Genomic DNA, 20666 nt, shown 5'->3' with positions numbered 1-20666 from the left:
ACTCTCTTCGGGCTCTCGGCCTGCTCTTTCACCCTGCCTACCAACCACGCCCTACCTGAGAAGTCGATCCCTTTGCTGCCTACCTCCTACGTTACCCTACAGCCCTATTTCGACAGGCTCATGGTAGGACCAGTTGGTTCGAGGCGCCGCCCACGCGCAGCTCTGACCGAGCAGGTACGACTGCCGGACAGGTTTGGCCACAACTCACCATCGGTTCGTGCAGTGTCGCCAGGAGATCGACATACTCAGGGCGATGGGGTTTACCGAATACCTCGAACAGGTACGGACAGAGACGGAGGGCGATGCCTTCTTCCGCCTGCTCAAGTCTCACCTGTCATCCGGGCACAAGGTACAGAAGGTGTCGTTCGTCCCCGCCGAAGGCCCCCAGCCTCCTCGCTATCGGTTCCTGCTGGCCCGGTTGGGGACGCTGACGACCATGGAAGTGCCCGCGGGCCAGGAAGCCGTCGAGCACTTCCTCAGCCAGACGAAGCAGCAGCTCGCATCCCGCGAGGACGAAGTGCAGCGCTGCTACTTGCGCCTGCATCGGGCTATCGAGGCGCTCTCCCGGGTGCTTGGCAGAGAGGCTGCGAGAGATGCGGCTCGGAACGTCTCTCGGGAAGTCGGTGGGCCTGAATCAGCGCGGTTCACCACGACAGCTCCACAGGTCAGTTCGAGCAGTGCAGCACGGCTGGCAGCTGAACACTTGCGCCGTGACTTCGATGCGAACGTACGAGACCTCTACGTGGAGCGTGGCTACCCACTCGTGGAGGCAGGACGCATCGCGGACGAGGCGCTCGCCCGGCTTATCGAAGCTGGGTGAGGAAGTCGGCGAAGCTCGGGCTCAACCTTGCCAGGGCATCCACCTGGAGTGACTCGGCAATAGGGAGCGTGGCACTCCGCATGGTGTCTCGGTCTGGGTGTTCTACTCCGTAGAGCAGGCGCTTGAGCTTCGCCCGCCCCGACGGATCGCGCCCCAGCGTCTCGTTCTCCCCTTTGAAGTCGTGTCCCCGCGCGAGGAGCAGCCATGTCTCGAGCGCCTGAACAGGCACCGCGAACAGATAGCGCAGGGCGGGCAGGCCCTGACGTGACCACGAGAGTGGCTCATGAATCCGGGCTGCAGCGCGCAACTCACAGAGGCGGCAGCCCTGGTTCAGGCCTTTGTGGCTCACCGAATGTGTCGGTGCGGCACCATCGTTGTCGATGGCAAAGAGCGCTCCATCGAGCCCCTTGTGGTACGCGTCCTTGGCAATGATAGGCGCCAGACGCAGCGCGTTCGCCCACCCGCCGCGTGCGAACCGGTACTGCGTCTCGCTCGGAACCACTTCGGTGCCAAGAGCTCGCGAGACGAGGACGCGGAACACCTCTTCGTCGGTGTCGTCTTCGACACAGAAGGCGAGCTTCATCGGCCCGGTACGCCCCCAAGGACTCCCGAGTACCAGAGTTCCCCGAGAGGAGCCCCCTTGAGCTGCTCGGCCCAGTCTGGACGATCCGACAGACGCGTAACGTGAGTGCCTTTCTCGTCACGGTCGAAGATGAGAACACTCTCGGGCAAGTCCCGGAACTCATCGAGCAAAGTCGGTGAGTGGGTCGTGAGCACCACCTGCACACCAGACTTCGTCAAGCGGAGAAGCTGGTCCAGCAGATCCCTCAGGCGCCGTGGATGAATGCCCCTCTCCGGCTCTTCGATGGCGAGGATGCACGGAGTCTGGGTCTTCAGCTGAGCAGCAACCGCCAGGCCTATGAAGAGCAGCAGCCCATCCGACATGTCGTCGGCACCGTAGACACGGCCATCCTTCTCTTCGACACCCAGTACTTTCGTCCCCGGCGTCGGCCCAGGCCGCGTCACGATGCGTTTCACTTCGTGCGCAGCACGTCGAATGGTCTCATCGATGGCATCACGCAGCGAGGGGGCGTCACCCGCCAGGTTGTCGAGCACTGCGGCGACATCCCGCCCATCAGGCTCCAGCGCGGACTCTCTTTGGATGATAGCGGACTCCCGCAGTGACGCGACGGAGAGATCGTGGACCGACGTCGCGGCAATGAAGGCGCCCAGTTGCCGATCGAGCCGAGAAGCGAGGGAGCTACCTTCGGTAGAAGCAGGGAAGTCCAGTGGCTTCATGAACATCGGGTTCTGCTTGCCACGAGAATGGACATACAGACGCCCGAAGGCCGTTCCATCGAGAGCAGCTCTCACTGAGATGCTCAGTCCATCCGTCGCATCACGACTCAAGATGGATGCATCTCCGCCCATCGCAGCGACGGCCTCCGCAGAAGGCTGCCGCTCAAGTCCTCTCAGCAGTTTGAGCACCGCGAGCGCGTTGGACTTGCCGCTGTTGTTCGCGCCCACCATCACGGTGATGCCGGGCGCGAGCGGAATCTTCACGTCCCGGAGGGTCTTGAAGTTCTTGACCTCGATCTCGGTAATCAAGCTTCAACCCTCCCCTCACCCCTCTCCCCACGGGAGAGGGGGCCCTGTTACCCGGCTCAGATGTCCAGGTTCTGCACGTCCAGCGCGTTGCGCTCGATGAACTCGCGCCGCGGTTCCACCGCCTCGCCCATCAGCAGCGAGAAGATCTCGTCGCTCTCCACCGCATCCTTGAGCTGCACCTGCAGCAGCGTCCGAGTGACAGGGTTCATCGTCGTATCCCAGAGCTGCTCCGGGTTCATCTCGCCCAGACCCTTGTACCGCTGCAGCCCCAGCCCCTTCTGCGCATCCTTGCGCACCGCCGCCAGCACCTCCTGCACCGAGTACGCCGTCACGTCACCGGCCTCCAGCTTCACCGTGTACGGCGGCAGGCCCAGCGACTGGAACGCTGCCCTCAACCCCACCAGCTCCAGGTACTCCGGAGACGACAGGAACGCGTAGTCCAGCACCGTGTCCCGCATGCTCCCGTTGATCTCGGTGCTGAACACCAGCTTCTTCGTATGGTGCTCCGGATCATCCCGGCGCTCGTGCTTCACCCGGCCCAGCACGTCCGGCATCCGCGTCCGGAAGTACGTGTACATCCGGTCCACTTCCACCTTCAGCGCCTCCTCGTCCGACAGCATGTCCGCCGTCACCCGAGCCGCCTGCACCAGCGCATCCACCACCCGCGCATCCCGCCGCTTGGCCTGCTTCTCCAGCCGCTCCTCGTAGGTGATGACCTTCTCGAGCATCGCCTTCAGCTCGCTGCCGCCCAGCTCCCCGTTCGGCGTCGCCACCCGCGAGTGCTCCGAGGCCGTGCGCAGCAGGAACTCGTTCAGCGCCCGCTCGTCCTTGACGTACATGTCCTTCTTGTTGCGCGTCACTTTGTAGAGCGGCGGCTGCGCGATGTAGAGGTACCCCCGCTCCAGCAGCTCGCGCATCTGACGGTAGAAGAACGTCAGCAGCAGCGTGCGGATGTGGCTGCCGTCCACGTCGGCGTCCGTCATCAGGATGATGCGGTGGTAGCGCGCCTTGTTCGGATCGTAGTCCTCCGCGCCAATCCCCGTGCCCAGCGCGGTGATGAGCGTGATGATCTCCTGGCTCGTCAGCATCTTCTCGAAGCGAGCCTTCTCCACGTTCAGGATCTTGCCGCGCAGCGGGAGAATGGCCTGGTTGCGCCGATCCCGCCCCTGCTTCGCCGAGCCACCTGCGGAGTCTCCCTCGACGATGTAGAGCTCGCTCTCGCTCGGATCCCGACTCTGGCAGTCCGCCAGCTTGCCCGGGAGCGACCCGCCATCCAGCACGCCCTTGCGCCGCACCGTCTCGCGAGCCTTGCGAGCCGCGATGCGCGCCCGGCACGCGTCACCAATCTTCGCGACGACCTTCTTGCCGTTGTTGGGGTTCTCCTCCAGGTACGTGGCGAGCTGGTCGTTCACCATCTGCTCGACCAGGCCCTTGATTTCACTGTTGCCCAGCTTCGTCTTCGTCTGCCCCTCGAACTGGGGGTTGGGCAGCTTCACGGAGATGACCGCCGCCAGGCCCTCGCGCGCGTCCTCGCCGGTGGGCGTCTCCTTCAGGTCCTTCCACAGCCCGCTCTTCTCCGCGTAGCTGTTCACCGTGCGCGTCAGCGCCGCCTTGAAGCCCGACAGGTGGCTGCCACCCTCGTGCGTGTTGATGTTGTTGGCGAAGGTATAGATGCGCTCGTCGTAGCCATCGTTCCACTGCATGGCCAGCTCCAGCGACACCCCCTCCTTCTCCGTTTGGAAGTAGACGGGCTTGTCGTGCAGCGGCTGCTTCGACTTGTTCAGGTACTCCACGAACGAGCTGATACCGCCCTCGAACTTGAACTCGTGCTCCTTGTTCGTCCGCTCGTCCCGGATGGTGATGCGCAGGCCCGCGTTCAGGAACGCCAGCTCACGCAGGCGCTGGCTCAGCGTCTCGAAGTCGAAGTCCCGGGCCTCCATCACCTCGGGATCCGGCTTGAACCACACCAGCGTGCCGAGCTTGTCCGTGGTGCCGACCTCGGTCACCTTCCCCTGCGCGATGCCTCGGGCGTAGCTCTGCTCGTACACCTTGCCGTCGCGCTGGATGCGGACCTTCAGCCACTCGGACAGGAAGTTCACGCACGTGACGCCCACGCCGTGCAGGCCGCCCGAGACTTTATAGGCGCCGTTGCCGAACTTGCTGCCCGCGTGCAGCTCCGTCAGGACCACGTCCACCGTGTCCTTGTCCGGGAACTTCGGGTGCGGTCCCACCGGAATGCCGCGCCCGTTGTCCTGCACGCTCAGCGAGCCATCCACGTGGATGACCACGTCGATGTCCGTGCAGAAGCCCGCCAGCGCCTCGTCCACCGAGTTGTCCACCACCTCGTACACGAGCTTGTGCAGCCCGTACGTCATGGTGTCACCGATGTACATGCCCGGGCGCTTGCGGACCGCTTCCCGGCCCTCGAGCTTGGTGATGCTCTCGGCCCCATACTCCACGGGTGGCGGCGTCGGTGAGACACCGGTAGAGGGGGTCTTTTCCATGTGAAATGTTCCTTCGGAAAGCTGCCTTGATCAGACGGGTGTGCCTATCACCTCGGGCCACCTCCGACAAGGAGGACGACCAGCCGCAAAGCAGCGGAAATATTCAGAAAAATCGTTCAGTCGCCTGCTCGCCGTTTCAGCCCCGCGCAGGGCCTCCGCCGGGTGCCTTTCACGCATCGTGAGAGGGGGGTGGAAGACGCTCCTCCAGGGCTGAAACCAGCTCTTCGAAAACAGCCTTGCGGGCAAAGAGATGCCGCGGAACGAGCACCCGTCCCTGCTCGTGGAAGAAGAGCCCCAGCACGTCCCCCTTGCGGCCGACCCGGCGCACGGTGCCGATCTGCGAGTACGTCAACTCCAGGGGCTTGGAGTTGCTGAAGGGGCGCGCCACACGCACCCCCATGGGCCCCAGCGTCACACCCCACTCGGGCCGGGGGCGCAGGCGGTGGAAGGCGTAGAGGAACACCAGCATCAGCCCAGCGGTGATGCCGGCCCGCGCCTCGGCGAAGGGCTCGGTGGCCTGGCGGGCGGCCGCCAGCGCCCAGGCGGTGAGCACCGCGAGCGCGCACGCCCCCAGGAAGAGGGCAATCCGGGTCGAGCGAGGGTTGAAGGCGAAGAAGCGCGAGTCCATAGAGCGGTCCGCAACCTAACGCCCCGCCGCCCAGGCGCGGGGACTTTCCGCGCAAGGGTTGTTCTCCAGGAGGCTCCGTCGGCCTACCCTATCGGTCGTGACGGACGCCGAGCTCGCCGCGCGCCTGCGCGCCAACATCGTGGCCTACAAGCAGTTCCAGACGGCTCAGGGCGGCCTGCGCCACCTGGGCCTGCCCGGAGTGTGGGCCTTTGCCCAACCCAGCCACCCAGCCACCGTCTCCCAGCAACAGGTCTTCTTCGATGACACAGAGGCCCTGGAGGCCGCGGTTCCGCGCTTCGAGGACTTCTATCGGAGCCACGGCGTCCGGCTCTGGCGCGTGCCGCTGCCCCCGGGAGCGCCGGCCTCCCTCGAGCGGGCCCTGGCCAGCGCGGGCTACCACCCCGAGGAGGGAGGGACGACCGCCATGGGCATCTGTCTCGCCGACACCCCCGTGGTGCCCCCGAGCATCCCGCTGGAGGATCTCCGGACGCAGGAAGAGCTCATCCCCCTCAACGAGGAGGCCTTCGGCCCCGGCACGTCCATCCACCTGGAGCCGTGGCACTCGCAGTCCTTCCCCCAGCTCCACATCCGAGGCGTGCGCGAGGGCGGACGGCTGCTCAGTGGCGGACTCACCCACGAGCAGGGGGACACGGCCGGCGTATACCTGGTGGCCACCGCCCACGCCGCGCGCGGCCGAGGCCTGGCCTCCGAGCTGATGCGAGGCCTGTTCCTGGAGGCCCGCGCCCGGGGCTGCACCGCCGCCGTGCTCCAATCCACCGAGCTGGGCTACGGCGTCTACCAGCGCGTGGGCATGAGGGACCTGGGCACCTGGGTCAACTGGGTGCGCCGCGCCGGCTGAGCCTCGCGCTCACTTCACCACGTGCTGGGCGACGACTTCCAGCAGCGCATCCAGATCCACCGGCTTGCGGACCCACCCGCGCGCGCCGTCCTCCTGGAGGTTGGGGTGAGCGCTAGCGGAGAAGACGACCACCGGCACGTCCGCCCACTCCGGATGGTTCCGCACCTCGGCCAGGAAGCCCGCGCCGTCCAGCACGGGCATCATCATGTCCAGCAGCACCAGCCCCGGCAGCGGATTGCTCCGAGCCAGCACGTCCAGCGCGTTCCGGCCGTTGCTCGCCACGATGACTTCGTAGCCCGCGTCCCGCAGCACGTCCGTGATGGCCTCTCGCAGGTCGGCGTCGTCGTCCACCACCAGCAGCGGTCGTCCCTTCATGCATGAACCTCCGCCGACTCGCGTGGCAGCTCCAGGGTGAAGGTGGCGCCTCCGCCCGGCCGGGCCTCGGCCCAGACGTGCCCGCCATGAGCTTCCGCCGCGCGCCGCGCCAGGTACAGCCCCAACCCCAGCCCTCCATAAGAGCGCGAGGACACGGCACGCTCGAAGCGCTCGAAGATGCGCTCGAGCTGCTCCGGGGGAATGCCGATGCCCCGGTCCCGCACCTCCACTCGCGCCATGGGTCCCACGCCAGACACCGTGACCTCCACCGGCTGCCCGGAGCCGAACTTGAGGGCATTGCTCAACAGGCTCGACACCGCCTGGTCCACGCGCAGCCTATCCCATTGGCCCAGCAGACCCGGCTTTCCTTCGAAGCGCACCGGGCAGCGCGCCCCCTGCGCCTCGGCCGCGTGACGGTCCACCACCTCCGACACCAGCTCCGTCAGGTCCACGCGCTCCGGCTGGAGCACCATCTGCCCGCTGGCCAGCCGCGACACGTCCAGCAGCCCCTCCACCAACGAGCCCAGGCGCCGCACCTGGCGCTGGCAGCGGTCCAGACGCTCGGCGAAATCCGGCGCGGCGCTCTCCCGCCGGGCGCGGTGCGCCAGCGTGCCGAGCTGTAGTTGCAGCGTGGTGAGCGGGGTGCGCAGCTCGTGGGCCGCCACGGTGAGGAACTCGTCCCGCAGGCGCACCGCCTCCTGCATCTCCTGGAAGAGGCGGGCATTCTCCAGCACCAGCGAGACGCGGCGAGACAGCTCCTGCGCCAGGGACACATCCTCGCTCCCGAGCCGCCGCTGCCCCGTGGTCCCCAGCGCGAGCACTCCCAGGGCCCCATGGTGGCCGTACAGAGCTACGTAGAGCACGGAGCGCAGGTGCAGCGTGCGCAGCAGCCGCACATGCGCCGGATCCTCCCCGAGCGAATCCTTCCGCTCGGACGCCTCCGAGAGAAGCTCGGGCACTCCGGTGCGCAGCACGTGCGCCGGCCCCAGCGAGGCCTCGGGGCTCAACCGGGCGCGCTGCTCCAGCCCCAGGCGCTGGGCCTCGGGCTCCTGGTGGGCCAGCGCCGCCAGCCGCAAGCCGTGCTCCCCCTCGTCGAGAAAGATGGCGCAGCAGTCGGCCACCGCGGGCACGGGCAGCCGCACCAGCCGGGCCATCCACTGCTCGAAGTCCAGGGGCGCCGAGAGCACCTCGCCCACCTGTACCAGCAGCGTGCGCTCCGTGTCGGCCCGCCTGCGCGCCCGCCGCGCCTCCGCCTCGGCCAGCTCCCGCGTGACGGCCACCGGCAGCCGGGTGATGCGGTCCTTGGGGAAGTAGTCCCGAGCCCCCGCCCGCATCATCTCCACCCCGTACTGCTCCCCCACGCTGCCCGAGAGGACGATGAAGGGAATGTCCAGCCCCGTCTCCTGCACCGCCTTCAGCACCTCCGAAGCGGTGAAGCCCGGCAGCAGGTAATCCGAGAGGAGGATGTCCCACTCGCGCGCCTCGAGCGCCTCGCGCAGCTCCTCCAGCGACTCCACCCGGTACACCTCGGGCTCGAAGCCTCCGCGGCGCAGCTCGAGCGTCATGAGGATGACATCATCCGGGTCGTCCTCGACCACCAGCACCCGGAGCGGTCTCATGCAGCTCTCCCCAGTGGCGGCGAGGGATGCACCGGCCCGCGCACCTGCTGCCGTGTCGAAGCCCACCCCGGTGTCACGCATAGCGTACTGGGTTCACCCTTCCCGGCGCCTCGTGGAGAGCCCGGTGAGCACACCGGGACATCCGCTGGTGAACGTCCAGGCGTTGGCCCACCGGGGCTCCGACATCACCACCTTGAACAGCCGGCGCTCGCCTCCCGCTTCCGTCCTCCCCCCAGGGTTCCGCGGGACTTCAGCCCGTGTACTTCTTCCAACACTTGGCCTGTCGTTTTTTCAGGGTGCCGGTCCAGCGGACGCTTCAAGTGCGCGACAAACAACGCCTCAGCGCTGGCACGCAACTCGCACAGCGGGTGGATACGTCATTATGTTTCGACAACACACCCGCGTCGCCGGCGCATACCGGGTCACATTCAGCCCCGAGGCTTGGAAGGAGATTGGCCGCCTCTCCAGCGGCACGTTCCAGGCGCTCCAGGAGGCCTTGGAGCAGCTGGCTCAGCAGAGCAAACCCGGGACCGCGGACTCGGCGTCCACCTCCCTCACCTTCTCCATCGACTCGCTCATCATTCACTGCGAGCGGGATGACCAGAGCCGCACCCTGATCCTTCAACATGTCTTCCCTGCGCCCAGGGGCCCGGAGCTTTAAAACTCTGCACAGCGTCCAAGGGGGCGAGCCGTTCCTGAACAGCCCTGGGACACCCTCCCCATGAGTTGTTCATGAGTGAACTCCCCCTGGAACCCTGCCAAGAAGAGAACGGAGCCCCCCTATCGTGCTGTCTGTGCTCGACCGACCTTCCTTGGACTCAGATGGCTTCTCCGCGCTCCGTGAGCGCTATCTGGCCGCGCAGCTCTCGGGAGACCGCCGCGAGGCCCTGCGCCTGCTGGTGGATGAAGGTCTGCTGCGCGGCATTCCCCTCCAGGACATCCACCTGAAGATCATCCAGCCGGCGCAGTACGAGATTGGCCGTCTCTGGCAGGAGAACCGCATCTCCGTGGCCCAGGAGCACCTGGCCACCGCCATCTCCCAGCTCGCGCTGTCTCACCTGTATCGGCACCTGCCGAGGGATCCATCCAACGGCAAGGTCATCATGGTGGCGTGCGTGGAGGGAGAGATGCACGAGGTGGGCGCGCGCATGGCCAGCGACTTCTTGGAGATGGCGGGCTTCGACGTGCGTTTTTTGGGTGCCAACGTTCCCACCGCGCACCTGATCCGCATGCTGCGCGAGCAGACGCCCGACATGCTGGCCCTCTCGGTGACGATGACCTACCACCTGCCCGCTCTGCGCTCGGCCATCACCCAGGTGCGCGAGTTCTCATCTCAGCTCCACATCGCCGTGGGTGGGCTGGCCTTCAACTGGGCCAACGGGCTGGAGCATGACCTGGACGTCTCCTTCCATGGTAGGGATGCGCGCGAGCTGGTCGCCGCGTCCTGCCGCATCCTTGGAGTCTGAGCCCTTCATGGAATCTCTTAGCCGCCAGCTCGAGGAGCGGGCCGACCGGCTCGCCAGGGCCTCCGTCGAGTGGATGTACGAGGACCCGTTCTGGGAGGCGCGCTACGGCATCGAGCGCGCGCGCCGCTTCGGAGGCGAGGACGCGCAGTTCCACGTGCGCTATCTGGTGCAGGCGCTGAGGGAGCAGCAGACCTCGGTGATGGAGGGCTATGCGCAGTGGCTGCGCACGCTGCTGTGCTCGCGCGGCATGTGCTCGCTGCACCTGGACCAGAACTTCGCCGGGCTCCAGGCGGCGCTGGCCACCGAGGGCTTTGGCCCGAACTCTCCCGCCCACGCCTATGTCCAGGCCGCCCGGGACGCGCTGCGCTACACGGCCGGGCCCGCGCGCACCTTGCAGGAGCGAGCCGCGGAGCTGGCCCGTCGCACCACCCGGGCCCTGAGCGCGGAGGTGCCCGCCTCGCTCCAATCCCGCCTGGAGGCGGAGCTGCTGCTTCATCTGTCCTATCTGCAAGACGCGGTGGGCCTGCAGCACCCGGAGTTCTTCGAGCGGCACGTCGAGTGGTACCAGGGCTTCTGGCCCCGGCGTGAGCTGGGAGTGCTGCCCTTCCCTCGTCTCCTCGAGGCGCTCGCGGCGGAACTGCCGGACCCGGAGGCCATCCAGGCCGTGCTCGGCCCGGCACGCATCTCCAAGGAGAAGCACTCATGACGACAGCCCCTCCAGTGGCGCATTTGTTCGACGCGCTGAGCCGGGAGGTGGCGCTCGTCTGCGACCCTTCTGGCACCATCCTATGGGCGGACGGGCGGGCGGAATCCATCCTGGCCGCCCAGCCCGGACAGAAGCTGCGCGCGCTGGCGGCCCAGGGCACCGAAGAGAAGGTGGACCGGCTGCTGCTGCAAGCGCGGGACGAGCGCGTGGAGGGCTGGGAGCTCATCCTCTGCCGCAATGGCGAGCGGCCCACCACGTTCGCCTTCACCGCCCAGGCGGAGGGCGGGCAACTGGCACTGGTGGGCAGTCTGGTGCCCGAGGACTACGGCGCATCGCTCGGCAAGGTGAGCTCCACCTTGAGCGAGCTGGCCGCGCTCCACCGGGAGACAGAGCGCCAGCAGCGCGAACTCCAGCGCCGCACCGAGGAGCTCCAGCGCGTCAACCGGGAGCTGGAGGAGTCCAACCGCGGCGTGCGCAGCCTGCACGCGGCCCTGGACGAGAAGGCCGAGAGCCTGCAGCGCGCCGCCGAGGTGAAGGGCCGCGTGGTGGCCAACGTCAGCCACGAGTTCCGCACCCCGCTGCACTCCATCCTCGGCCTGTCCAAGGTGCTGCTCAACCCCCTCAACGGCCCGCTCTCCGCCGAGCAGGAAAAGCAGGTCCAGTTCATCCGCACCTCGGCCGAGGCGCTCTACGAGCTGGTGAATGACCTGCTGGATCTCTCCAAGGTGGAGGCCGGCAAGGCGGTGCTGCGCCACACCCACTTCGAGGCGGGCGAGTTCATGCGCGCGCTGCGCGGCATGATGCGGCCGCTGCTGCCCCCGGATTCGACCGTGGAGCTGGTCTTCCCGGATGCGCCCGAGAACATGGAGATGGAGACGGACGAGGCCAAGCTCAGCCAGGTGCTGCGCAACCTGGTCTCCAACGCGGTGAAGTTCACCGAGCGGGGCAGCATCACCGTCAGCGTGGCGAAGGGCCCTCGGGACACCGTGGCCTTCTCCGTGAAGGACACCGGTATCGGCATTCCCCCCGAGTACCACGAGCGCATCTTCGAGGAGTTCATCCAGGTGGAGACGCCGCTCCACCGGAAGGTGAAGGGCACGGGCCTGGGCCTGCCGCTGGCTCGGCGCCTGACGGAGATGCTGGGCGGCGCGCTCACCGTGCGGAGTGTGCCGGGTGACGGCTCCACCTTCACCGTCACCCTCCCCCGGGTGCACCCGGAGGTGAAGGAGATGGCCGGGCTGTCCGAGCGCGCCGAGAAGCTGGATCCGGCCAAGGCGCCCGTGCTGGTGCTGGAGGACGACCGGCAGACGCTCTTCCTCTACGAGAAGTACCTGGAGCGCTCTGGCTTCCAGGTGCTGCCGGTGCGCTCGGTGGAGGACGCGCGCCGCACCGTGCAGCGCGTGCGCCCGGCCGCCATGGTGCTGGACGTCATGCTGGAGGGAGAGACGAGCTGGAACTTCCTGGCGGAGATGAAGACGAAGGAGGAGACGCGGGACATCCCCATCCTCGTCGTCACCATCACGGACCGCGAGCAGAAGGCACGCGCCCTGGGCGCGGACGAATTCTGGCTCAAGCCGGTGGAGGGCACCCAGCTCTTGCGCAAGCTGAGCGAGTTGGCCCATCGCGGCCCCGTGGAGCGCATCCTCATCATCGACGACGATGAGGTCCACCGCTACCTGCTCAAGCAACTGCTCAAGGACACGCCCTACGTGCTGATGGAGGCCTCCAATGGCCTCGAGGGCATCCGCCTGGCCCGCGAGAAGGCCCCCCACCTCATCTTCCTGGACTTCCTGCTGCCGGAGATGACGGCCTTCGACGTGCTGGACGACTTGAAGGCGGACCCGCGCACGCGCGACATCCCCGTCATCCTCCAGACGGCCCACGAGCTGAAGGAGGACGAGCGCACGCGGTTGGCCCGCGAGACATCGGCCATCCTCGCCAAGCACACCTTGAGCCGCGAGGTGGCGATTGGCCGCATCCGTGACGCGTTGTCCAAGGCGGGCCTGGGTTCCCGCCTCGAGGAGCGGGAGGTGCGCCGTGGTTGAACCGCGAACTGCCATCCTCGTCGTCAATGATGACGATGCCAGCCGCTACATGGTGGGCCGCATCCTGGAGATGGCGGGCCACCGTGTCGTGGAGGCCGCCACCGGTGGAGACGCGCTCCGGCTGGCCGAGCAGCTGCGGCCGGACCTCATCGTCCTGGACGTGAAGCTGCCGGACATCAACGGCTATGAAGTGGCCGCGCGCCTGCGCTCGCACACGGAGACGGCCTCCATCGCGGTGATGCACACCTCGGCCACCTTCGTGACGGCGGACAAGCGGGTGCTCGGCCTGGACAGCGGCGCGGACGCCTACCTCACCGAGCCCTTCGAGCCGGCCGAGCTCATCGCCACGGTGAAGAGCCTGCTGCGCCTGCGCCACGCCGAGCGCGAGCTGCGCCAGCGCGCCAACCAGCTGGCGGAGGCGGACCGGCGCAAGGACGAGTTCCTCGCCATGCTCGCCCACGAGCTGCGCAACCCCCTGGCCGCCATCATGACGGCCATCGGCATCCTCGAGCGCAAGCAAACCGAGGATGCGAAGGAGACGCGCATGCGCTCCATCATCAACCGGCAGACGCACCACCTGGCGCGGCTGGTGGATGACTTGCTGGACGTCAGCCGCATCACCCGGGGCAAGGTGGAGCTGCGCCGCGACCGGGTGGACCTGTGCGCGGTGCTCCAGCAGGTGCTCACCCTCATGCAGCCGGTGGCGGAGGGGCGCAAGCTGCACCTGGAGAGCACGCTGCCGGGCAGGCCGCTGTGGCTGAATGCGGATGCCACGCGCCTGGAGCAGGTCTTCACCAACCTGCTGGACAACGCCACCAAGTACACGGACGCCGGGGGCTCCATCACCGTGCACGTCTCCCAGGAGGGCGTGGACGGCGGGGCCCGGGCGGTGGTGCGCATCACGGACACGGGCATTGGCATCCCCGCGCACAAGCTGCCCTCCATCTTCGAGCTGTTCGCCCAGGTGGACGAGTCCCTGGAGCGCACCCGCGGAGGCCTGGGCATTGGCCTCACCCTGGTGCGCAACCTGGTGGAGATGCACGGCGGCGTGGTGTTCGCCACCAGCGCGGGCGCGGGCAAGGGCAGCGAATTCGTGGTGAAGCTGCCCATGACGATGTCCCTGCCGGCGCTGGCCCGGAGCACCGTCTCCACGGATGATCGCCCGCGCCAGCGCCGCATCCTCCTGGTGGAGGACAACTCGGACGCGCGTCAGGCACTCAAGGACTTGCTGGAGCTGTGGGGCCACCAGGTGGAGGTGGCCCAGGACGGTATGGGCGGGGTGGCGCTGGCCTTGGAGGGGCGGCCGGACCTGGCGCTGGTGGACATCGGCCTGCCCGGGCTGGACGGCTACCGGGTGGCGCAGGAGCTGCGAGCGCGGGTGGGTGAGAACATCCGGTTGGTGGCCATCACCGGCTATGGCGGTCCCGAGGACAGGCACCGCGCGATCCAGGCGGGCTTCGACCACCACCTGGTCAAGCCCGTGAAGCCGGACGAGCTGGACCGGCTTCTCTCGGACCTATGAGGAGGGGCCTCAGCGCCGCAGCAGCGCCTTGGCCACCAGCCCCAGCAGCTTGATGTGCGAGGAGTCCAGCTGACGCAGGCTGCGCAGGAGCCGACGGATTTCAGGCCTCTCGGTGGGCGCGGTAGGCACCTCCACCGTGGTGCTGCGCAAGCTGGGGCCGTGCGACGTCAGGCCCAGCAGCTCGTCCGAGGAGACATTCAGCTCGTGGCACAGCTTGAGCAGCGTCTGCACGCTGGGCAGCATGCCCCCGCGCTCGAGACGGCCATACACCTCCGTCGCGACGTCGATGCGCTCTGCCACGTCTGCTTGCGTGAGCTCCAGGCGCATCCGGGCGGCACGCGCCGCAGCGCCGATTGTCGATGCGAGTTTTTTGTCCATGCTTCCTACCCGACCCGAAAGGTGCGGTTGACCGCTTAGGACGTATGGAGGCAGACAGACAGAACTTGCCGGGTAGATCTGCGCGTCTTCACCTGGCAGGTCGCGAACTCCAGCAGGATGGCGCATCGCGGCGTCAGCACTTCACGGAGGACGCGTCAAGTCGGGTCGCTCACTCCTACGGTGTAGGACACCCCTGGATCATGCGCAGGGAAGCCTGTTTTCCCTCGGGGACGAAGCCTCTTCTGAGCGGCGGCGATGTCAGGCCCAACCCATGAAGCTGGGCCCTGAGGCGCAATCCCTGAGGTCAACTCGGTGGAAATCGCGATTTGCGCCAAGAGGGTCGCCGGCCCGAATCCGACCCAGGAGGTCGCCCCGGAAGGGCTGCCAGAACCGGTGACGGCTGGCAACCTCATACGTCTCCCAGGCCCTTCCCCCTGTCCTCGAGGCCAGGGCGAACGACCAGCCAGGCACCCGTCCGAGGCCGGAGTGCCCTAGGCTTGGAGGTGATGGCGCAGCCACTGAGACATCGCAGCCTGCTGACGAAGTTGTACATCGCAATGGGGGTGGTGGCCCTGCCCCTGCTCCTGCTGCAACCGCTGTACGTACTCCCGGCGATCCGCTCACAGCTCAACGAGGACCGTGCTCGTGCGCTGCGGCAGGTGGTGGAGACGGCGTACAGCGTGCTGGAGACCTACGAGGCGCGGGTGCGCGCCGGGGAGCTGACAACAGCCCAGGCCCAGGAGCAGTCAGCGCGGCTGTTGCAGCAACTGCGCTACGGCGACGTGGAGTACTTCTGGGTGAATGACCTGTCCACGAAGCTGGTGATGCACCCGTACCTGCCGGCCATGCTGGGCAAGGACCTGACGGGGTATCGGGACGCGAACGGCAAGGCGGTGTTCGTGGACATCGTCAAGCTGGCGCATGAGCAGGGAGAGGGCTTCATCACCTATCTGGCCACGCGCCCCGGAGAGACAACGCCGCTGCCCAAGGAGTCCTACGTGAAGCTGTTCGCTCCGTGGGGCTGGGTGGTGGGCACGGGCGTGTACGTGGAGGACATCGACAAGGAGATGATGGGGCTTCAGCACCGCCTGCTGCTGGCGGTATGCGCGACGTTGCTGCTGGCCCTGCTGGTGGGCGTGGCCTTCTCGCGAGCCGTGGTGAGGCCTGTGCGAGCGCTGGCCATCGCGTCGCGCAGCGTGGAGCAGGGAGACTTCGGCGTCACGGTGGAGGTGCACTCGCAGGACGAGCTGGGCAAGCTGGCGCACGCCTTCAACACCATGGTGCACGGCGTGCGGGACATGGTGAAGGGCCTGGCGGACGTGGCGGTGGCCACCGTGGCGGACGCGGACCGCATCCGGCGCTCGGCGGACGCGCTCTCCAAGGCGACGCGCGAGCAGTCGAACCAGCTCCAGCAGCTCGCCGAGTCCGTGCAGCAGATGAGCCGCGGCCTCTCGCAGGATGCCGAGCAGGCACTGCACACGGCGGAGGCGGCCGCCAGCAACGGGCGAGTGGCGGAAGAGGGCGGCGAAGCGGTGAAGCACGCCTCTCGGAAGATCTCGGAGATCGTCGAGGTGGTGCAGCGGTCGGAGGAGATGGTGGTGCGGCTGCAGACCTCGGGCGCGGCGGTCGCGCAGATGCTGCAGCTCATCCAGGACGTGTCCAACGAGACGAACGTGCTGGCCGTGAACACGGCCATTGAAGCGGCTCGCGCCGGAGAGCACGGCAAGGGCTTCGGAGTGGTGGCCAACGAGGTGCGCAAGCTGGCCCACCGCTCGCGCGAGGCGGTGGAGCAGATCGAACACCTGTTGAAGAAGAACCAGGAAGACACCTCGATGGCGGCGGGGCTGATGCGGCTGGGCACCACGCGGGTGGAAGAGGGCATGCAGCTGTCCTCCACCACGGCGGAGGCGCTGGCGCGCATCGTCACCGGGGCCAAGGAGATCCACATGCGAGTGGGACAGCTGGCCGTGGATGGAGCCCGGCAGTCCAACTCGGGTGAGACGATCGCCGAGCGCATCAAGGGGCTCTCGAACAATGCCCTGGAGGCCGTGGCGGGCGTGGAGCAGATCGCCCAGTCGGTGGTGGACCTGCATGCACAGGCCCAGCAGCTCTGGGCGCTGGCCGCGCGCTTCTCGCCCGAGACTCAGGAGAAGCAGGAACCGCCGAAGCAGGAGCCGCCGAAGCAGGAGCTGCCGAAGCAGGAACCGCCGAAGCAGGAACAGCCCCCACAGGTCCCGCCAACGGAGGAGCAGCTGTAGGCTTCATGCCCCGAAGAGAGCGCCTGGGTTCGGGGCCCTGCCTCGCGCTCAGGGCGAGCCGTGCCGGGCAGCCAGCTCGCGCCGGTCCACCTTGCCGGCGGCGGTGCGCGGTAGGGTCTCGACGAAGCGCACCGTCTTGGGAGTCTTGTACCGGGCCAACCGTCCCTGGCAGTACGCCAGCATCGCCTCGGCCGTGAGCGAGGCCCCGGGACGGCACACGACGAGCGCTCGCGGCACCTCACCCCACTTGGGATCCGGCACGCCGATGATGGCCACCTCCGCCACCTCCGGGTGCCCGGCGAGCACGCTCTCCACCTCGGCCGGGTAGATGTTCTCTCCGCCGGAGATGATGAGGTCCTTCACCCGGCCGACGATGCGGAAGCAGCCATCCGCGTCGCGCTCCGCGAGGTCTCCGGTGTGCAGCCATCCCCCCGCGAAGGTCTTCGCGGTCTCCTCGGGCCGGCGCCAGTACCCCGCGCAGAGATGAGGCCCACGCAGGAGCAGCTCGCCCACGTCCCCGTCTCCTTCCAGCCGCGCCTCGACATGGAAGAGGGGCACACCCACGGCACCTGGCTTGCGCCGCACGTCTCCGGCGGGGAGCCAGAAGTTGTTGGGCCCCGCCTCGGTGAGGCCATAGCCCGTCTTGAAGGCCACGCCGCGCTCGAAGAAGCGCTCGAAGACGGGAGCGGGGCATGGGGCTCCACCACTGATGAGCAGCTTGAGCCGCGAGAAGTCCACCGTCTCGAAGCGCGGGTGGCGCTGCATCTCGATGAACATGGTGGGCACGCCGAAGACGAGGCTCACCTCGCCACGCTGCACCCAATCGAACACCTGCTCCACATCGAAGCCGCGGCACACCACGGATGCACCGCCCACGTACACCAGCGGCATGGTGAAGACGTTGAGCCCACCGGTGTGGAAGAGCGGCGCATTGAGCACCGCCACATCGTCCGCGGTGAGGCCCCAGCTCACCACGGTGTTGGCCGCGTTGGCGGTGATGGAGCCGTAGGTGAGGATGGCGGCCTTGGGCAGACCGGTGCTGCCTCCGGTGTAACAGAGCACCCACGGATCGCTCGCCTCCAGTTCCACGGGCGGCAGCGGAGTGTCCGGCAACGAGTCCCTGGCGGAGAAGGGCACATCGCCGTCCGGGCGCTTGGGCGAATCCTCCAGTGGCACGACGTGGCGCACGCTGCGGGCGTGGGGACGGATGGCATCCACCTGCGCCTGGAAGTCGGGGCCATAGATGAGGACTCCGGGCTCCGCGTCCGCGAACAGCCCCTTGAGCTCCTCGGCACTGAGGCGCCAGTTGAGCGGCTGAAGGATGGCGCCCAGCTTGGCGCAAGCGAAGACGACGTCGAGGAACTCCACGCAGTTCATCGCCAACACCGCGACGCGATCGCCTCGCCTCACGCCGAGTCTGTCGTGAAGCAGCCGTGCGGTGCGGTTGGCGGCGGCGTTCCACTCGCGCCAGGTGATGCGGCGGTTGCCGCGAATGGCATCGATGAGGGCAACGCGATCGGGCGAGAGCCAGGCACGCCGAGCCAGCCAGTCATGAACGATGGGCATCGCTCGGAAGGGTAGAACTTCGCTGTGGCTTGCTCCACCATGTCGCGCATCAAGGGAGAGCTATGGGAGATCTGTCAGAGAAGTGCGCACTGGTGACGGGAGCAGCGAACGGAATCGGCCTGGCGGTGGCGCAGGGCCTGAGTGCCCAGGGTGTCCGGGTGTTGCTGGCGGACATCGACGAGGCGCGAGGCCAGGCGGAGGCGCGGAACCTTCCTAACGCACTGTTCCAAAAAGGGGACATGGCCTCGCGAGAGGACTGCCGGGCCCTGGTGGCCCGAGCGGAGAAGGAGTGGGGCCGGCTGGACATCCTGGTGAACAACGCCGGCCTGCAGCATGTGTCTCCGATAGAGGAATTCCCGGAGGATCGCTGGGAGCACCTCATCCGCGTGATGCTGATCGGCCCGTTTCTGCTGACGCGGTACGCGCTGCCACTGATGTACGCCCGCAAGTGGGGCCGCATCCTCAACATCTCGTCGCTGCACGGGCTGGTGGCCTCGCCCTACAAGTCCGCCTACATCTCGGCCAAGCACGGATTGATGGGGCTGACGAAGACGGCGGCGCTGGAAGGTGCGGACAAGGGCGTGACAGTGAACGCGGTGTGCCCCAGCTACGTGCGTACACCGCTGGTGGAGAAGCAGATCGCGGACCAGGCGCGAGTGCACGGCCTCTCGGAGGCGGAGGTCGTGGAGAAGATCATGCTGGCGCCCGCGGCGGTGAAGCGGCTGCTGGAGCCGAGCGAGGTGGCTGCCTACGTGACCTTCCTGTGCTCGGAAGCGGCGGGAGGCATCACGGGATCCGCCCAGGTGATGGACTGCGGCTGGACGGCACGCTGAGCGCCAGCCTCCTTCCCTGCTGTGGGGCCTCGCGAGGATGGGGCGCTCGAGGCCTCATGTTAGGTTTCGAGCCCCCTCTTTCGAGCACTCCTCTCCCATGGCCGTCAGCGCCTTCGAACTCTTCAAGATCGGTATCGGTCCGTCTTCCTCCCACACCGTGGGCCCCATGCGTGCCGCGCGGCGCTTCGTCGAGGCCCTGGAGGAGACGGGACTGCTCGGGCGCACCGCCTCCGTGAAGGCGGAGCTGTTCGGCTCGCTCGGAGCGACGGGCAAGGGGCACGGCAGCCCCAAGGCGGTGATCCTCGGCCTGCAGGGAGAGCTGCCCGATAAGGTGGACACGGATGCCATCCCCTCGACGCTCGATCGCGTGCACTCCGAGCGCACGCTTCGCCTGCTGGGCCACCACCCCATCACCTTCAGTGACACCGAGGACATCGTGCTGCACAAGCGCGCGTCCCTGCCGAAGCACCCGAATGGGATGCGCTTCGCGGCCTATGACGCGGAGCGCAAGGAGCTGCTCTCCCGCATCTACTACTCGGTCGGCGGCGGCTTCGTGGTGAACGACGACGTGAGCGCCGAGCTGCCCTTCATGGAGGACAAGACGCCCCTGCCCTACCCCTTCAACAGCGGGGGAGAGCTGCTCGGGCGCTGCAAGGTGAACGGCCTGTCGATCTCGACGCTGATGCTGGAGAACGAGAAAGCCTGGCGTCCCGAGGCACAGGTGCGCGAGGGACTGCTCACCATCTGGAAGACGATGGAGGCGTGCGTGAAGCGCGGCTGCGAGCGAGAGGGCGTGCTGCCCGGAGGGCTCAAGGTGGTGCGCCGCGCTCCGGCCCTGTTCCGCAAGCTGAAGACGGACACCCGCGCGGGAGGAGACCCGTTGCTGGTGATGGACTGGGTGGACCTCTACGCCCTGGCGGTGAACGAGGAGAACGCCGCTGGCGGGCGCGTCGTCACGGCCCCGACCAACGGAGCAGCGGGCGTCATCCCGGCGGTGCTGAGCTACTACATGCGCCACGTCGCCGGAGCGGACGAGGACGGCGCCATCCGCTTCCTGCTCACAGCCGCGGCCATCGGCATCCTCTATAAGGAGAACGCCTCCATCTCGGGCGCCGAGGTCGGCTGCCAGGGCGAAGTGGGCGTGGCCTGCTCCATGGCCGCCGCGGGCCTGACCGAGGTGCTCGGAGGAACGCCCGAACAGGTGGAGAACGCCGCCGAGATCGGCATGGAGCACAACCTGGGGCTCACGTGCGATCCGGTGGGTGGGCTGGTCCAGGTGCCGTGCATCGAGCGCAACGCCATGGGCGCGGTGAAGGCCATCAACGCCGCGCGGTTGGCGCTGCGCGGCGATGGCTCTCACAAGGTCTCGCTGGACAAGGTCATCAAGACCATGCGCGAGACGGGCGCGGACATGAAGACGAAGTACAAGGAGACCGCGCGTGGCGGCCTCGCCGTGAACATCATCGAGTGCTGAGCGGG

Annotated in this window: 18 protein-coding genes; 10 read left to right on the top strand and 8 right to left on the bottom strand. The window is 67.6% G+C overall.

Annotation, left to right across the window (positions count from 1 at the left end; genetic code table 11):
• The first annotated feature begins 253 nt into the window (after positions 1–253).
• Positions 254–820, top strand: coding sequence for a hypothetical protein (locus KY501_RS37485; protein WP_224368678.1), 567 nt, complete (start codon positions 254–256; stop codon positions 818–820).
• Here KY501_RS37485 and KY501_RS37480 read toward each other — a convergent pair.
• From KY501_RS37480 to KY501_RS37465, 4 genes are all read right to left on the bottom strand, one after another.
• The gene (locus KY501_RS37480) at positions 804–1403 is read right to left on the bottom strand and encodes a hypothetical protein (RefSeq protein ID WP_224368677.1); all 600 of its coding nucleotides are present in this window, start codon (positions 1401–1403) and stop codon (positions 804–806) included. The two genes, KY501_RS37485 and KY501_RS37480, sit on opposite strands and share 17 nt — an antisense overlap.
• A complete protein-coding gene (locus KY501_RS37475; protein ID WP_224368676.1) occupies positions 1400–2428 on the bottom strand; it encodes an AAA family ATPase in 1029 nt (342 codons plus the stop codon). Before KY501_RS37475 ends, KY501_RS37480 begins: the two co-directional genes overlap by 4 nt.
• 56 nt (positions 2429–2484) lie before the next feature.
• Positions 2485–4932 (bottom strand): DNA topoisomerase (ATP-hydrolyzing) subunit B, encoded by a 2448-nt coding sequence (gene gyrB / locus KY501_RS37470; RefSeq protein ID WP_224368675.1) that lies wholly within the window; start codon positions 4930–4932, stop codon positions 2485–2487.
• A gap of 169 nt (positions 4933–5101) precedes the next feature.
• Positions 5102–5560: a hypothetical protein gene (locus tag KY501_RS37465; RefSeq protein ID WP_224368674.1), complete on the bottom strand. Its 459-nt coding sequence runs from the start codon at positions 5558–5560 to the stop codon at positions 5102–5104.
• 97 nt (positions 5561–5657) lie between these two features.
• Between KY501_RS37465 and KY501_RS54065 the strand changes: the two genes are divergently transcribed.
• Positions 5658–6419: a GNAT family N-acetyltransferase gene (locus tag KY501_RS54065; protein ID WP_224368673.1), complete on the top strand. Its 762-nt coding sequence runs from the start codon at positions 5658–5660 to the stop codon at positions 6417–6419.
• Between the two features lie 9 nt (positions 6420–6428).
• On the opposite strand, the gene KY501_RS37455 is transcribed toward KY501_RS54065, so the two are convergent.
• Positions 6429–6794, bottom strand: a complete 366-nt coding sequence (locus tag KY501_RS37455) for a response regulator (protein ID WP_224368672.1) — start codon at positions 6792–6794, stop codon at positions 6429–6431.
• Positions 6791–8413 (bottom strand): sensor histidine kinase, encoded by a 1623-nt coding sequence (locus KY501_RS37450; RefSeq protein WP_224368671.1) that lies wholly within the window; start codon positions 8411–8413, stop codon positions 6791–6793. Before KY501_RS37450 ends, KY501_RS37455 begins: the two co-directional genes overlap by 4 nt.
• 382 nt (positions 8414–8795) lie before the next feature.
• Here KY501_RS37450 and KY501_RS37445 point away from each other — a divergent pair, with 382 nt between their 5' ends.
• The 5 genes from KY501_RS37445 to KY501_RS37425 all read left to right on the top strand — a co-directional run bounded on the left by KY501_RS37445 (position 8796) and on the right by KY501_RS37425 (position 14152).
• On the top strand, positions 8796–9074 hold the full coding sequence (locus KY501_RS37445; protein WP_224368670.1) for a type II toxin-antitoxin system RelE family toxin: 279 nt from the start codon (positions 8796–8798) through the stop codon (positions 9072–9074).
• A 124-nt stretch (positions 9075–9198) separates the two neighbouring features.
• The gene (locus KY501_RS37440; RefSeq protein WP_373691686.1) at positions 9199–9879 is read left to right on the top strand and encodes a cobalamin B12-binding domain-containing protein; all 681 of its coding nucleotides are present in this window, start codon (positions 9199–9201) and stop codon (positions 9877–9879) included.
• A 7-nt stretch (positions 9880–9886) separates the two neighbouring features.
• Positions 9887–10585 carry a hypothetical protein gene (locus tag KY501_RS37435; protein ID WP_224368669.1) on the top strand — a complete coding sequence of 233 codons (699 nt, stop codon included), beginning with the start codon at positions 9887–9889 and terminating at the stop codon, positions 10583–10585.
• Positions 10582–12630, top strand: coding sequence for a hybrid sensor histidine kinase/response regulator (locus KY501_RS37430; RefSeq protein ID WP_224368668.1), 2049 nt, complete (start codon positions 10582–10584; stop codon positions 12628–12630). The genes KY501_RS37435 and KY501_RS37430 overlap by 4 nt, the downstream gene beginning before the upstream one ends.
• Positions 12623–14152, top strand: coding sequence for an ATP-binding response regulator (locus KY501_RS37425; RefSeq protein ID WP_224368667.1), 1530 nt, complete (start codon positions 12623–12625; stop codon positions 14150–14152). The genes KY501_RS37430 and KY501_RS37425 overlap by 8 nt, the downstream gene beginning before the upstream one ends.
• A 9-nt stretch (positions 14153–14161) precedes the next feature.
• Here KY501_RS37425 and KY501_RS37420 read toward each other — a convergent pair whose 3' ends face one another.
• A complete protein-coding gene (locus tag KY501_RS37420; RefSeq protein WP_224368666.1) occupies positions 14162–14530 on the bottom strand; it encodes a helix-turn-helix transcriptional regulator in 369 nt (122 codons plus the stop codon).
• Positions 14531–15036: 506 nt separating this feature from the next.
• Here KY501_RS37420 and KY501_RS37415 point away from each other — a divergent pair.
• Positions 15037–16788, top strand: a complete 1752-nt coding sequence (locus KY501_RS37415) for a methyl-accepting chemotaxis protein (protein WP_224368665.1) — start codon at positions 15037–15039, stop codon at positions 16786–16788.
• A gap of 48 nt (positions 16789–16836) precedes the next feature.
• Here the strand turns inward: KY501_RS37415 and KY501_RS37410 are convergent, their stop codons facing one another.
• On the bottom strand, positions 16837–18354 hold the full coding sequence (locus KY501_RS37410) for an acyl-CoA synthetase (RefSeq protein WP_224368664.1): 1518 nt from the start codon (positions 18352–18354) through the stop codon (positions 16837–16839).
• A 62-nt stretch (positions 18355–18416) separates the two neighbouring features.
• Here KY501_RS37410 and KY501_RS37405 point away from each other — a divergent pair, with 62 nt between their 5' ends.
• The gene (locus KY501_RS37405; RefSeq protein WP_224368663.1) at positions 18417–19187 is read left to right on the top strand and encodes a 3-hydroxybutyrate dehydrogenase; all 771 of its coding nucleotides are present in this window, start codon (positions 18417–18419) and stop codon (positions 19185–19187) included.
• 97 nt (positions 19188–19284) lie between these two features.
• Positions 19285–20661, top strand: coding sequence for an L-serine ammonia-lyase (locus KY501_RS37400; RefSeq protein ID WP_224368662.1), 1377 nt, complete (start codon positions 19285–19287; stop codon positions 20659–20661).
• Positions 20662–20666 lie beyond the last annotated feature (5 nt).

The sequence above is a fragment of the Hyalangium versicolor genome (assembly GCF_020103695.1).
GTDB lineage: Bacteria > Myxococcota > Myxococcia > Myxococcales > Myxococcaceae > Hyalangium > Hyalangium versicolor.
The sequence above is the reverse complement of the archived record's forward strand: the minus strand, read 5'-3'. Positions and strand labels throughout refer to the sequence as shown.

Coding starts and splice junctions, on each gene's coding strand:
- KY501_RS37485 (WP_224368678.1), top strand. CDS start 254: ATGGGGTTTACCGAATACCTCGAACAGGTACGGACAGAGACGGAGGGC.
- KY501_RS37480 (WP_224368677.1), bottom strand. CDS start 1,403: ATGAAGCTCGCCTTCTGTGTCGAAGACGACACCGACGAAGAGGTGTTC.
- gyrB (WP_224368675.1), bottom strand. CDS start 4,932: ATGGAAAAGACCCCCTCTACCGGTGTCTCACCGACGCCGCCACCCGTG.
- KY501_RS37465 (WP_224368674.1), bottom strand. CDS start 5,560: ATGGACTCGCGCTTCTTCGCCTTCAACCCTCGCTCGACCCGGATTGCC.
- KY501_RS37455 (WP_224368672.1), bottom strand. CDS start 6,794: ATGAAGGGACGACCGCTGCTGGTGGTGGACGACGACGCCGACCTGCGA.
- KY501_RS37450 (WP_224368671.1), bottom strand. CDS start 8,413: ATGAGACCGCTCCGGGTGCTGGTGGTCGAGGACGACCCGGATGATGTC.
- KY501_RS37445 (WP_224368670.1), top strand. CDS start 8,796: ATGTTTCGACAACACACCCGCGTCGCCGGCGCATACCGGGTCACATTC.
- KY501_RS37435 (WP_224368669.1), top strand. CDS start 9,887: ATGGAATCTCTTAGCCGCCAGCTCGAGGAGCGGGCCGACCGGCTCGCC.
- KY501_RS37430 (WP_224368668.1), top strand. CDS start 10,582: ATGACGACAGCCCCTCCAGTGGCGCATTTGTTCGACGCGCTGAGCCGG.
- KY501_RS37420 (WP_224368666.1), bottom strand. CDS start 14,530: ATGGACAAAAAACTCGCATCGACAATCGGCGCTGCGGCGCGTGCCGCC.
- KY501_RS37415 (WP_224368665.1), top strand. CDS start 15,037: ATGGCGCAGCCACTGAGACATCGCAGCCTGCTGACGAAGTTGTACATC.
- KY501_RS37410 (WP_224368664.1), bottom strand. CDS start 18,354: ATGCCCATCGTTCATGACTGGCTGGCTCGGCGTGCCTGGCTCTCGCCC.
- KY501_RS37405 (WP_224368663.1), top strand. CDS start 18,417: ATGGGAGATCTGTCAGAGAAGTGCGCACTGGTGACGGGAGCAGCGAAC.
- KY501_RS37400 (WP_224368662.1), top strand. CDS start 19,285: ATGGCCGTCAGCGCCTTCGAACTCTTCAAGATCGGTATCGGTCCGTCT.